Here is a 12,324-nt window from a genome sequence, read left to right as displayed (position 1 = left end):
TTGTATAAGAGACAGGAGTGCGGGTCGTCGGGCTTGGTGAGGCGACGCACGGGACCAGCGAGTTCTTCCGGTTGAAGCACCGGCTGTTGGAGTTCCTGGTGCTGGAGGCGGACTTCACCGTGCTGGCCATGGAGGCCAGCGTCGCGGCGGCGCGGGCGGTGGACGACTACGTGCGGGGCGGCGAGGGGGACGGGGCTCGGCTGGTCGCGGGCTTGGGGTTCTGGACATGGCGGACGGAGGAGGTGCTGGCGCTGGTGGAGTGGATGCGCGCGTACAACGCGGGGGTGGTTCCAGAGCGGCATGTGCGGTTCGTCGGTATCGACCCGCAGCACTCCGGGGGCGCGGTCGAGCGCCTTGCCGGGTCTCTGCGAGTGGTCGCGCCTGAGGAGGCGGTTGCTCGACGTGCCGCCTTCGACGTGCTACGCGACGCGCGGCCGGGTTCGCGGCCCGATCCCGCCGGAGCGTTGCGGGCAGAGATGGAGCGGCTGGTCGACGTGTTGGAGGGGCGACGTGCGGAGTTCGCCGAGCGGGCCGGCGAGGGGGCGGTGGTCGAGGCGGTGGAGGATGCGCGGCTACTTGTCCACAGCGCCGATCTGATCAGCCGACTGTTCAACCCGGCCGACACCGAGGGCGGGGTGTTCACGGCGCGGGAGAGGTACATGGCCGAGGCGGTCGCGGCCGTGGTGGACGGGTCGTCGTCGCGGCGGGTTGTCGTGTGGGCGCACAACGGTCACGTGGCGTCGGGTCTCTGCGCCGGGGTGCCGGCGCTCGGGGCACGGCTGCGGGAGCGGTACGGGGACGCGTACTACGCGCTCGGCCTGCTCTTCGGGAAGGGGTCCTTCCGGGCCCGGCGGGGTGCGGACGTGAGGCGGCCGGTCCGGCGTAATCGGATCGGACGTCCCGGGGCGCACACGTGGGAGGGGCTGCTGGCGCGGGCGGTACCCGTGGATCACCTCGTCGACCTGCGGGCGGCGCGGGAGGCGGACGCGGAGGTGCGAGAGGCGCTGCGGCAGACGTACGCGCACCGCACGTTCGGTGCCGCCGTGCCGCGCTTTCTGTACCGGTTGAACGCGGCGCCGGTCGTGCCGGCGGAGGAGTTCGACGGGCTGGCGTACGTCGCCCGGTCGACGTGCTCGCGTCCGCTGCCCTAGGACCCCGGGGACCTCAGGGTTCCGGGTCGAGGTCGGTTTCCTCGAAGACGAGGAGGGTGCGGGTGGAGAGGACCTCGGGGATGGACTGGATGCGGGTGAGGACCAGTTCGCGGAGGGAGCGGTTGTCGGCGGTGTGGACGAGGAGGAGGACGTCGAAGTCGCCGCTGACGAGGGCGATGTGCGCGGCGCCGGGGAGGGCGGCGAGTTTCTCGCGGACCGTGCGCCAGGAGTTCTGGACGATCTTGAGGGTGATGTAGGCGGAGGCGCCCTGGCCCGCGCGTTCGTGGTCGAGGCGGGCACTGAAGCCACGGATCACGCCGTCGGTGATCAGGCGGTTGATGCGGGCGTAGGCGTTGGCGCGGGATATGTGGACGCGTTCGGCGACCGCGCGGACGGAGGCGCGGCCGTCGGCGCGCAGTATGCGCAGGATCGCCCGGTCCACGGCGTCGAGGGGGCGCGTGGTGGCCATCTGTTCATCCGCCATGCCTTGCGGGCTCCCCTCCCTGGACGTCGTGTGCCCATCCCAGCGGCGGCGGCGCCATCTGTCCACAGGCAGGACCCACCTGTAGCCAGAATGTGCTCCGGACCGAACAATCGGTAGGGAGAGGTCACCGGGTGCTCCCGGTGAGCCTGCCCACGACCCCCACGCCCGACGACAGCCCGGACGATCCGAGCCGGACAACCGGACAGGACGATCGGTCCGCCCGACGCCCACGGCGAACCCGAAGGTGCCACCGGGCGGCCGCGCCCCCGCGCGGCGGCGGCGAACACTCCACCCGACCGGAGGTGTGCTCTCATGACGGTGACCGAGCAGCGAGGTGCCTACCGGCCCGCTCCGCCGCCGGCCTGGCGGCCGCGCAAGGACGCCGCGCCGCTGCTGCCCGACGAGGAGCCGTACCGGCTGCTGGGCACGGGCGCGGAGCTGGACGAGAAGCTGCTGCGCCGGCTGTACGAGGAGCTGGTGCGCGGCCGCCGCTACAACCAGCAGGCCACCGCGCTGACAAAGCAGGGCCGGCTGGCCGTCTACCCGTCGTCCACGGGGCAGGAGGCGTGTGAGATAGCCGCCGCGCTGGCGCTGCGCGAGCAGGACTGGCTGTTCCCGAGCTATCGCGACACGCTCGCGGCGGTGGCGCGCGGCGTCGACCCGGTCGAGGCCCTGACGCTGCTGCGCGGCGACTGGCACACGGGCTACGACCCGCGCACGCACCGCGTGGCGCCGCTGTCGACGCCGCTGGCCACCCAGTTGCCGCACGCGGTCGGGCTGGCGCACGCGGCCCGGCTGAAGGGCGACGACGTGGTGGCGCTGGCGCTCGTCGGCGACGGCGGCACCAGCGAGGGCGACTTCCACGAGGCGCTGAACTTCGCCGCCGTGTGGCAGGCGCCGGTGGTGTTCCTGGTGCAGAACAACGGCTTCGCGATCTCCGTGCCGCTGGCCAAGCAGACGGCGGCGCCGACGCTCGCGCACAAGGGCGTCGGGTACGGCATGCCGGGCCGGCTGGTGGACGGGAACGACGCCGCCGCCGTCCACAGGGTGTTGACGGAGGCGGTCGAGCGGGCGCGCGGCGGGGGCGGTCCGACGCTGGTGGAGGCCGTGACGTACCGCGTCGACGCGCACACCAACGCCGACGACGCCACCCGCTACCGCGAGGACGCGGAGGTCGCCGCCTGGCGCGAGCACGACCCGGTCCTGCTGCTGGAGCGTGAGCTGACCGGGCGCGGCCTGCTGGCCGAGGAGGACCGGCGGCAGGCTGCGGAGTCCGCCGAACGGCTCGCCGCCGACCTGCGGAACCGTATGAACGAGGACGCCGAGCTGGACCCGATGTCGCTGTTCGAGCACGTCTACGCGCGGCAGACCAGCCAGCTGCGGGAGCAGGCGGAGCAGCTGCGGCAGGAGCTGGCGGCGGCCGAGGAGGCCGACGCGCAGGACACGAACGACGACGGACACCGGGGAGAGGCGCGATGAGCACGGCGGCGGCGGAGAGGCGGGCCGACGGGACGGCCGTCCGCAAACCCGCGACGATGGCGCAGGCCCTGAACCGGGCGATGCGCGACGCGATGGCCGAGGACCCGACCGTCCACGTGCTGGGCGAGGACGTCGGCACGCTCGGCGGCGTCTTCCGCGTCACCGACGGGCTCACCGCCGAGTTCGGCCCCGAGCGCTGCACGGACACGCCGCTGGCCGAGGCCGGCATCCTCGGCACGGCCGTGGGCATGGCGATGTACGGGCTGCGCCCGGTGGTGGAGATGCAGTTCGACGCCTTTGCCTACCCGGCGTTCGAGCAGCTGGTGTCGCACGTCTCCCGGATGCGGAACCGGACGAGGGGCGCGATGCCGATGCCGCTGACGATCCGCGTGCCGTACGGCGGCGGGATCGGCGGCGTGGAGCACCACAGCGACTCCTCCGAGGCGTACTACCTGGCCACGCCGGGCCTGCACGTCTTCACCCCGGCGACGGTCGCGGACGCGTACGGCATGCTGCGGGAGGCCATCGCGTCCGACGACCCGGTGGTCTTCATGGAGCCGAAGCGGCTCTACTGGTCGAAGGACGCGGACTGGGACGTGAACCGTCCGGTGGCCGTGCCCCCGGCCGGGCAGGCGGTGGTGCGGCGGCGCGGCACGTCGGCGACGCTGGTCACCTACGGCCCGTCCGTGCCGGTGTGCCTGGAGGCGGCGGAGGCCGCCGCCGAGGACGGGCTCGACCTGGAGGTCGTCGACCTGCGCTCGCTGGTGCCGTTCGACGACCACACGATCTGCGAGTCCGTGCGCCGCACGGGCCGCGCGGTGGTCGTGCACGAGTCGACCGGCTTCGGCGGCCCCGGCGCCGAGATCGCCGCACGGATCACCGAGCGCTGCTTCCACTTCCTGGAGGCGCCGGTGCTGCGGGTGGCGGGCTTTGACATCCCCTATCCGCCGCCGATGCTCGAACGCCACCACCTCCCGGGGGTTGACCGGGTGCTCGACGCGGTCGACCGTCTCCAGTGGGAGGCGGAGTGGACCGAGGGGAGCACACGCTGATGGCCGAGGTACGCGAGTTCCGGCTGCCCGACCTGGGCGAGGGGCTGACGGAGGCGGAGATCGTCCGCTGGCTGGTCGAGGTGGGCGACGTGGTCGCCGTCGACGAGCCGGTGGTGGAGGTCGAGACGGCAAAGGCGATGGTCGAGGTGCCGTGCCCCTACGGGGGTGTGGTCACCGCGCGCTACGGCGAGATCGGGCAGGAGATCCCGGTCGGCTCGCCGCTGGTGACGGTCGCCTCGTCCGCCGCGGCCACGGGGGAGGGTGCGGCCTCCGGCGCGCCCACGGCGCAGGCGGGCCCGGCGCCGGAGGCGGACACCGCCCGGACGGGCGGGCCGGGCGGGGCTGAGAGCGGTGGCCGGGCGAACGGACGGGCCGGTGAGGGCTCGGGCAACGTGCTGGTCGGCTACGGCACGTCCAGCGCGCCGCGCCGTCGGCGGCGCCCGGCGGCGGGGCGTGCCCCGGTACGCCGCCCGGCGGCCGTGCCGCACGGTGGCGGCCGCGTGCAGCCGCCACCGGGGGCGCGAGCCACCGCGGCGGAGGGTCCGCCGCCGGTGATCTCCCCGCTGGTCCGCAGGCTCGCCCGCGAGACGGGCCTCGACCTGCGCACGATCGCGGGTAGCGGGCCCGAGGGGCTGATCACGCGCGCCGACGTCGCCCGTGCGGCGGAGACGCGGGCGGCCGAGACCCGCGCCGCGGAGACCCGCGCGGCGGAGACGGCGGCGGCCGAGACGGCGGCTCGTGAGACCGCGGCGGCTCGTGAGACCGCGGCGTCCCGCGCGGCCGGGGCGGCGGTGTCCGGCGCCGGTGTGCGGCGCGTGCCGCTGCGCGGCGTGCGGGGCGCGGTCGCCGAGAAGCTGTCCCGCAGCCGCCGGGAGATCCCCGACGCGACCACCTGGGTGGACGCCGACGCGACCGAGCTGCTGGCCGCCCGCCGCGCGATGAACGCGGCGGACGGGCCGAAGGTGTCGCTGCTGGCCGTGCTGGCCCGGATCTGCGTCGCGGCCCTCGCCCGCCACCCGGAGCTGAACTCCTACGTCGACACCGACGCCCGCGAGGTCGTGCAGCTCGACGAGGTGCACCTGGGCTTCGCGGCGCAGACCGACCGCGGCCTGGTGGTGCCGGTCGTGCGGAACGCGCACACCATGGGCGCGGAGGCGATCAGCGCGGAGATGACCCGGCTGACGGAGGCGGCACGTGCCGGCCGGCTCTCCCCGGCCGAGCTGACCGGCGGCACGTTCACCCTCAACAACTACGGCGTCTTCGGGGTGGACGGCTCGACGCCGATCATCAACCACCCGGAGGCGGCCATGCTCGGCGTCGGCCGCATAGTGGAGAAGCCGTGGGTGCACGAGGGGCAGCTCGCGGTGCGGCACGTGGTGCAGTTGTCGTTCACCTTCGACCACCGGGTGTGCGACGGCGGTACGGCGGGCGGCTTCCTGCGGTACGTCGCGGACTGCGTGGAGCGGCCGGCCGTCCTGCTGCGCACGCTCTGACCACCGGCCGGCACGGCGGCGCCGGGCACGCGGTCCTTGCACCGCGCCCGGCGGCGCTGTGCGGACGGTGTGACCGCCGTGTCATCGGCGGACCGTAGGCTCGGGCGCGTGGAGTACGACGCGATCGTCATCGCCGGTGGCCGGGGCCGCCGGCTCGGCGGGGTCGACAAGCCGGCGCTCACCGTCGGCGGCCGGACGCTGCTCGACCGGGTGCTGTCCGTCTGCCGGGGCGCCCGGCGGACGGTTGTGGTCGGTCCCCGCCGCCCGACCGGGCGCCCGGTGACGTGGGCCCGTGAGGAGCGGGCCGGGTCGGGTCCGCTCGCCGCGCTGGACGCCGGGCTGCGGCGGACGACCGCACCGACGCTCCTCGTGCTCGGCGCGGACCAGCCGTTCCTCCGTGCGTCGACGGTGGCCCGGCTGCTGGCGGCCGCGGCCGCGCGGGAGGGCGCGCTGGCCCACGACGGCCGCGACCAGCCGCTGCTGGCCGCCTACCGGCGTGAGCCGTTGGAGCGCGAACTGGCGCTGCTCGCCGCCGAACACGGCCGTCTCGACGATCTGCCGCTGCGGTTGCTGCCGGCCGCGCTGGAGTTGGCCCGTGTCCCCACGGCCCCCGAGGAGACGTCCGACTGCGACACCTGGGACGACCTGGGTGCCGCCCGCGCCAGAATCAGGGAGCATGGGCGGGTGTTGGAAGAATGGATGAACGCGGCGAAGGAAGAGCTGGGCATCGACCCGGACGTGGACACCGACCTCCTGCTCGACCTGGCGCGGGACGCGGCGCACGGCGTCGCCCGGCCGGCGGCCCCGCTGACGACGTTCCTCGTCGGCTACGCGGCGGCGAGCCGGGGCGGCGGCGCGGCGGAGATCGCGGAAGCGGCCCGTGCGGCGGCGGCGCTGGCCGAGCGCTGGGCGGCCGAGGGCATGCCGACGGGCCGCCCGGAACCGGTCGGCGGCCCCGAGCCGGCCGGCGGCCCCGAGCCGGCCGGCGGCCCCGAAGCCACCACCAAGGCGACCCCGGATGCCGGCGGCTCGCCGGATGAGGGTGACGCGGAGGCCGGCGGCTCCGGGCCGGCCGAGCCGGCGCTGGACGAGCCGAGACCACCGGAGACTCCGGACTGACCCGGAACGGATGACCCTATGAGCAGCCCGCTGAGCAACAGACTCGAGGACCCGGACGGGTTCGACGACGCACTCGCGCTGGCCAACGACGCGGCCGTGACGTCCTGGCCCGAACCGACCCCCGAACCCACCCCCGGACCGACCGCCGGACCGACCCGTGGACCCGCGACCGGACCGAACCGCGACCCCGGTTCGCGGGACCGTGCCACCGCCTGTGACTGGGCGACGGCGCGGGCCCTGGCCCGGCGGGCGGGGCGGCCGCTGGACTCGGTCGAGCTGCCGCTCGCGGAGGCCGTACGGCACGCGCTCGCCGAACCGCTGGCCGCGCTGACCGACCTGCCGGGCTTCGACAGTTCGGCGATGGACGGCTGGGCGGTGGCCGGCCCCGGCCCCTGGGTGCTGGAGTCCGGGCGCGGTCTGCTCGCCGGGGGCGGCGCCGTGCCGCCGCTGGGCGACGGGCGGGCGCTGGCGATCGCCACCGGCGCCCGGGTCCCGCCGGGCGCGACGGCCGTGTTGCGCAGCGAGCACGGCCGGGTCGTCGACGGCCGGCTGTCGGCCGGGCGCGCCCCGGCGAACGGCACGGACATCCGGCCGCGCGGCCAGGAGTGCCGCAGCGGCGACCTGCTGCTGCCGGCCGGTACGGCGGTGACGCCGGCGGTGCTGGGTCTGGCCGCCGCGGCCGGCTACGACACGCTGCGGGTGACCCGCCGCCCACGTGTCGAAGTCCTGGTCCTGGGTGCGGAGTTGCTGGGCGCGGGAGTGCCCGGCGGGGGCCTGATAAGGGACGCGCTCGGGCCGCTGCTGACGCCCTGGCTGGCCGCTGTCGGCGCCGACGTGGTCGCCGTGCGGCGGCTGGGCGACGACGGGGGCAGGCTGGCGGAGGCCGTGGCGGGCAGCGACGCCGACGTGCTGCTCACCACCGGCGGTACGGCGGCCGGTCCGGTCGACCACGTGCGGCCGCTGCTGGCCGAGCGGGGCGCGCGGCTCCTGGTGGACGGCGTCGCGGTGCGTCCCGGGCATCCGATGCTGCTGGCGGAGCTGCCCGCCGACACGCCCGGGCCCCGCCACCTCGTCGGGTTGCCGGGCAACCCGTTGGCGGCGGTGTCCGGGCTGCTGCTGCTCGCCGAGCCGCTGCTGCGCGGCTACGCCGACCTCGATCCGGACGCGCCGCCGCACAGCGCGCGGGTGACGGAGGCCGTGACGGGTCATCCGCGTGACACCCGGCTGGTCCCGGTGGCGTTCACCCCGAAGGGGGCCGCGCCGCTGCGCTACCACGGTCCGGCTATGCTCCGGGGGGTCGCGGCGGCCGACGCGCTGGCCGTGATCCCGCCGGGCGGCGCCCCCTCCGGTTCCCACGTCGTCCTGCTGAGGATGCCCAGCCCATGAGCACCGGCATGAGGACCGGCGCGAGCGCCGGCCACGCACCCGCCCAGAGACAGTGATGCGACTACCCAACCCCCGCGCAGCCAGGAACACGACGGCCACCGACGAGCACACCTTCCGCGTGCAACTGCCGAAGCAGATCGCCGGCCCGGTCATCCAGGTCGCCAAGCGACTGCTGATCGCCAACCTGGTGCTGTTCACCGCCTGGCTGATCGTCTACCTCGACCGGAGCGGCTACGGCGACAGCGTCGACGGCGAGGTGAACGCGCTCGACGCGCTGTACTACGTGACGGTGTCGCTCTCGACGACCGGCTACGGCGACATCTCGCCGGAAACCGACCTCGCGCGGCTGATCACGACGTTCGTCATCACGCCGCTGCGCATCATGTTCCTGATCGTCCTCGTCGGCACGACTCTCGAGGTGCTCACCGAGCGCACCCGCGAGCAGTGGCGGCTGTCCCACTGGAGGTCCCGCGTGCGCGACCACACCGTCATCGTCGGCTTCGGCACCAAGGGGCGGTCGGCCGCCGAGACCCTGCTCTCCACGGGTCTGGTCAAGGAGCAGATCGTCGTCGTCGACCCGAGCGCGAAGGTGATCGACGCGGCGAACGCGGACGGCTTCGCCGGGGTGGTGGGCGACGCGACCCGGTCCAGCGTGCTGGAGCGTGCCCGCGCCGACATCGCCAGCCAGATCATCATCGCCACGCAGCGCGACGACACCGCCGTGCTGGTCACCCTGACGGCGCGGCAGATGAACAAGGCGGTGAACATCGTGGCCGCCGTGCGGGAGGAGGAGAACGCGCCGCTGCTCAAGCAGTCGGGAGCGGACGCGGTCATCACGTCCTCGGCCGCCGCCGGCCGGATGCTGGGGCTGTCGCTGGTGAGCCCGAGCGCGGGCGAGGTCATGGAGGACCTGATCTCCTACGGCGAGGGGCTCAGCCTGGCCGAGCGGCCGGTCAGCAAGAGCGAGGTGGGCCGCACCCCGAAGGAGTGCGACGACCTGGTGGTGGCGGTCCTGCGCGGCCACCGGCTGATGAACTTCGACGAGCCGGAGGCCTCCCCGCTCCAGGCGCAGGACCGGGTGGTGATCATCCGCCGCAGCGTGGAGCAGGTCCCGACGAAGCTGCGCAAGGGCGACGAGGAGGACACCGGCCGCTTCCGCACCCCGCCGAAGATGCGCCCGGCCAAGCCCGGCTGGCAGAACCCGAGGGACGAACTGGGCCACTGACCCTGGCCACTGACCCGGCCCTCCGCCCCCGGCGGCCCGGGTCAGCGCCGGCGCGGGCACCCGACGCTGCTCCACAGGGTGACCCGGGCGCCGTGCACGTGGATCTCCCGGCAGGGCCGGAAGTGCCGCGCGAGGACGTCCCGTTTGGCGACCTCGTCGGCCGTGTCGTCCAGCGGCTGGTCGGGCGGATCGGCGAGCACGACGACGCGGTGGGCGGCCCGGACGCGGCGGGGCAGTTCGGCGGCGGGGTGCTCCACCCCGCGCAGCGTGCCGGAGTCCTCCGGCGACCGGGCCAGCGCGACGTCGTCGAGCGAGCGGTACGTGGCGCGGTCGTGCAGCAGCCAGTCCCGCCGCCTGGCGGGGGTGAACAGCACGGCGTCGCCGGGTGCGGCGAGTTCGCGGACGGCGGCGGCGACCGCCAGCGCGTCGTCCTTGCGTGACTGCGGGCCGCGCAGGTCGAGCGGCCACGGCAGCAGCAGCCCGGCCAGTACCGCCGCCGCCACGGCGAGCACGGCGCCCCGCCGCGCCCGGGCGGGCCGGTGGTCCAGCGCGCGGTCGGCGGCGGCACCGAGCAGCAGCGCGAGCCCGGCGAACGCGTACAGGACGTACCGGTCGACGTAGTAGGGGTGTGCCATCGACAGCAGGAGCAGCGTCCCCGGCGGCACGGCGAGCAGCGCGAGCGCGAGCCCGCCGCCGGCGAGCCCGCCGCCGGCGAGGCGGCCCCGGGTGAGGCGGGCGCCGTCGGTGGGGCCGCCGCCGGCCGTGTACCGGGCGAGGACCCAGCCGGCGGCGGTGACGGCGAGGAAGGCCGCCCACTCCCCCGCGCCCGGCCGGGAGAGCCAGCCGAGCTGGCCCTCCGCCTGACCGGTGCACATCAGCGCCAGCGGCAGCACGCCGAGTCCGACCGCGCCGCACGCCGTGAGCCAGGGACGCCACACCCGGTGGTCGGCTCCGGCGCGCCACAGCGCGACGCCGTGCGCCAGCAGCGCGAACCCGGCGAAAAGGTTCAGCCAGCACGCGAGCAGCGCCAGTGCGGCGTACCCGCCCCAGCGTCCGGCCGCGCCGGGCCGCTCCACCGCGCGTACCAGCGTCCAGGTCGCCCACACCAGCGCCGCCGCGACCATCGCGTAGGAGCGGCCCTCCTGCGCGTGGTGCAGCACCGGCGGCAGCAGCGGGTAGGCGAGTCCGGCGAGCAGTCCGGCGCGGGCGTTCCACAGTCGCCGCCCGAGCGCCGCGACGCCGGCCGCCGCCACCGCCGTCGCCAGCACGGAAGGCACGCGCAGCGCCCACAGCCCGTCGCCGAACAGCGCGAACCAGCCGTGCGCGAGCAGGTAGTACAGCCCGTGCACGGCGTCGATCTGCTGCAGCAGCGCCCACGTCTCGGGCAACGGCCGGCCGGCGACGGCGACCGTCACGGCCTCGTCCCGCCACATCGAGCCGCCGCGTTCGACGCCCCACAGGCCGAGCACCGTCGCCAGCGCGGCGGCGGCGCCGGGGCCGGCCAGGCGCGCGCGAAGGCTCGTTGTCGGTGCGGTCGCGGGCGGGCTGGTCGATTCCCGTACGCGCCGCGTCCCGGTGATGGTGATGTCCGCCCCCTCGTCGCCCCTGGTCCGCGCTGTCTCCCCTACAGCTCAGACGCGGTGGCGCGCGAATGGTTGCGGTCAGGCCTCACCGGGGTGCCATTCCGGCCACTCCCACGGGCGGTCGGCCCAGACGACCTGCTCGGGGTCGTGCGGGTCGAGGTCGGGGAAGCGGTGTCTGATCTCCGGTTCGAACTCCTCGGGCCCCAGCGGCTGCCGGCCCTCGCCCCGGAAGTGGACGATCCGGTACCGGGAGTCCTTGGCGAACTCGTCGACCCGCACCAGCGGCCCGTCGTCGGTCCGCTCCTGCTGCGTGCTGCTGTCGGTCATGTGCCCAGCGTGGCAGCGGGTCGGGCCGCGGTGGGGGGTGCTGGTGGGCCGTTCAGGTGGCCGGGCGGAAGGCGGCGAGGGTGACGGCGAGGGTGGTGGTCACGGTCGGCGGCAGTTCGGCGACGCGAGCGGCCAGGCGGGCCGGGTCCTGGTGCCAGGAGTTCGGTCCCATCGCGACGACCTGCCGCACGGCGGTGTGGTCGAGGGTCAGGGTGGCGGTGATCTCCCGCCGGTCGGCGGGGAGGAGGTGCGGGGCGAGCCGGTCGGCCAGCCGGTCGGCCTTCTCCTCCTCCACGCGCAGCAGGTCCAGTGCCCCGACGAGTTCGGCCAGGTGGTCCGGGCGGGGGACCACCGCGAGCAGGGTGCCGTCCGGCCGGAGCACCCGGCGCAGTTCGGCCGCGTCGCGGGGTGCGAAGACGTTGAGGATGAGCCGGGCGGCGTTGTCGGCGAGCGGCAGCCCGTCCCAGGCGTCGGCGACGACGGCGCTCAGCCGGGGGTGGGCGCGGGCGGCGCGGCGGACGGCCGGTTTGGAGATGTCCAGCAGCACGCCCTCGGTGCCGTCGGGCAGGGCGTCGAGCACGGCGGCCTGGTAGTGGCCGGTGCCGCCGCCGACGTCGAGGACGCAGCCGTCGTCTGTCGGGCTTCCCGGCGCGGCTTCGAACGCCTCGCGGGCGCGGGCGGCGAGCGCGTCGGTGAGTGGCCGGAAATGGCCGGCGGCGAGGAAGTCGGCGCGGGCGCCGACCATGTCGGGGGTGTCGGAGTGGAAGCGGGTGGCCCGGCGGAGCAGGTTGGCGTACCCCTGCCTGGCGAGGTCGAAACTGTGCCGTTCGGGGCACAGCAGCGTGCGTCCGTCGAGGCTCAGTGATCCGGCGCAGTGCGGACAGCGCAGGTAACGTACGGCTTTCTCGCGCATCGTCGGTGTCCGCACTCCTGTTCCGGCATCGTTCGCGGCGGGCTCGCTCATCCTCACACAGCGCGGGCCGCGGGCCGTTAGTGTCGTTGGCGGTCGGGGCGGGGATGAGACG

The 12,324-nt window shown here is 75.3% G+C and carries 11 protein-coding genes; 7 read left to right on the top strand and 4 right to left on the bottom strand.

Annotation, left to right across the window (positions count from 1 at the left end):
• Positions 1–17: 17 nt before the first annotated feature.
• Positions 18–1,151, top strand: coding sequence for an erythromycin esterase family protein (locus GL263_RS11685; protein ID WP_182855566.1), 1,134 nt, complete (start codon positions 18–20; stop codon positions 1,149–1,151).
• A 13-nt stretch (positions 1,152–1,164) separates the two neighbouring features.
• Here the strand turns inward: GL263_RS11685 and GL263_RS11680 are convergent, their stop codons facing one another.
• Complete coding sequence (locus GL263_RS11680; RefSeq protein WP_182855565.1) at positions 1,165–1,635, bottom strand: Lrp/AsnC family transcriptional regulator; 471 nt, start codon at positions 1,633–1,635, stop codon at positions 1,165–1,167.
• A 312-nt stretch (positions 1,636–1,947) separates the two neighbouring features.
• On the opposite strand from GL263_RS11680, the gene pdhA reads away from it, so the two are divergent.
• From pdhA to GL263_RS11650, 6 genes are all read left to right on the top strand, one after another.
• A complete protein-coding gene (gene pdhA, locus GL263_RS11675; protein ID WP_182855564.1) occupies positions 1,948–3,114 on the top strand; it encodes a pyruvate dehydrogenase (acetyl-transferring) E1 component subunit alpha in 1,167 nt (388 codons plus the stop codon).
• Positions 3,111–4,166, top strand: coding sequence for an alpha-ketoacid dehydrogenase subunit beta (locus GL263_RS11670; protein WP_182855563.1), 1,056 nt, complete (start codon positions 3,111–3,113; stop codon positions 4,164–4,166). The genes pdhA and GL263_RS11670 overlap by 4 nt, the downstream gene beginning before the upstream one ends.
• Entirely contained in the window at positions 4,166–5,659 is a 1,494-nt protein-coding gene (locus GL263_RS11665) for a dihydrolipoamide acetyltransferase family protein (RefSeq protein ID WP_182855562.1), read from the top strand. The genes GL263_RS11670 and GL263_RS11665 overlap by 1 nt, the downstream gene beginning before the upstream one ends.
• Before the next feature lie 69 nt (positions 5,660–5,728).
• On the top strand, positions 5,729–6,778 hold the full coding sequence (locus tag GL263_RS11660) for an NTP transferase domain-containing protein (RefSeq protein WP_438947949.1): 1,050 nt from the start codon (positions 5,729–5,731) through the stop codon (positions 6,776–6,778).
• Between the two features lie 18 nt (positions 6,779–6,796).
• Complete coding sequence (locus tag GL263_RS11655; RefSeq protein ID WP_182855560.1) at positions 6,797–8,164, top strand: molybdopterin molybdotransferase MoeA; 1,368 nt, start codon at positions 6,797–6,799, stop codon at positions 8,162–8,164.
• Positions 8,165–8,219: 55 nt separating this feature from the next.
• Positions 8,220–9,389: a potassium channel family protein gene (locus GL263_RS11650; protein WP_182855559.1), complete on the top strand. Its 1,170-nt coding sequence runs from the start codon at positions 8,220–8,222 to the stop codon at positions 9,387–9,389.
• 41 nt (positions 9,390–9,430) lie between these two features.
• On the opposite strand, the gene GL263_RS11645 is transcribed toward GL263_RS11650, so the two are convergent.
• The 3 genes from GL263_RS11645 to GL263_RS11635 all read right to left on the bottom strand — a co-directional run bounded on the left by GL263_RS11645 (position 9,431) and on the right by GL263_RS11635 (position 12,212).
• The gene (locus tag GL263_RS11645) at positions 9,431–10,858 is read right to left on the bottom strand and encodes a glycosyltransferase family 39 protein (RefSeq protein WP_323379358.1); all 1,428 of its coding nucleotides are present in this window, start codon (positions 10,856–10,858) and stop codon (positions 9,431–9,433) included.
• A 192-nt stretch (positions 10,859–11,050) separates the two neighbouring features.
• Positions 11,051–11,299 (bottom strand): hypothetical protein, encoded by a 249-nt coding sequence (locus tag GL263_RS11640; protein ID WP_182855558.1) that lies wholly within the window; start codon positions 11,297–11,299, stop codon positions 11,051–11,053.
• Between the two features lie 52 nt (positions 11,300–11,351).
• Positions 11,352–12,212: a putative RNA methyltransferase gene (locus GL263_RS11635; RefSeq protein WP_182855557.1), complete on the bottom strand. Its 861-nt coding sequence runs from the start codon at positions 12,210–12,212 to the stop codon at positions 11,352–11,354.
• Positions 12,213–12,324 lie beyond the last annotated feature (112 nt).

Origin of the sequence: Streptomyces durbertensis, from assembly GCF_014156695.1 — a bacterium.
Lineage (GTDB): Bacteria > Actinomycetota > Actinomycetes > Streptomycetales > Streptomycetaceae > Streptomyces > Streptomyces durbertensis.
The sequence above is the reverse complement of the archived record's forward strand: the minus strand, read 5'-3'. Positions and strand labels throughout refer to the sequence as shown.

What these genes read in the sequence shown, in the direction of transcription:
- pdhA (WP_182855564.1), top strand. Translation starts at nt 1,948, where the DNA reads ATGACGGTGACCGAGCAGCGAGGTGCCTACCGGCCCGCTCCGCCGCCG.
- GL263_RS11680 (WP_182855565.1), bottom strand. Translation starts at nt 1,635, where the DNA reads ATGGCGGATGAACAGATGGCCACCACGCGCCCCCTCGACGCCGTGGAC.
- GL263_RS11670 (WP_182855563.1), top strand. Translation starts at nt 3,111, where the DNA reads ATGAGCACGGCGGCGGCGGAGAGGCGGGCCGACGGGACGGCCGTCCGC.
- GL263_RS11665 (WP_182855562.1), top strand. Translation starts at nt 4,166, where the DNA reads ATGGCCGAGGTACGCGAGTTCCGGCTGCCCGACCTGGGCGAGGGGCTG.
- GL263_RS11655 (WP_182855560.1), top strand. Translation starts at nt 6,797, where the DNA reads ATGAGCAGCCCGCTGAGCAACAGACTCGAGGACCCGGACGGGTTCGAC.
- GL263_RS11640 (WP_182855558.1), bottom strand. Translation starts at nt 11,299, where the DNA reads ATGACCGACAGCAGCACGCAGCAGGAGCGGACCGACGACGGGCCGCTG.
- GL263_RS11650 (WP_182855559.1), top strand. Translation starts at nt 8,220, where the DNA reads ATGCGACTACCCAACCCCCGCGCAGCCAGGAACACGACGGCCACCGAC.
- GL263_RS11635 (WP_182855557.1), bottom strand. Translation starts at nt 12,212, where the DNA reads ATGCGCGAGAAAGCCGTACGTTACCTGCGCTGTCCGCACTGCGCCGGA.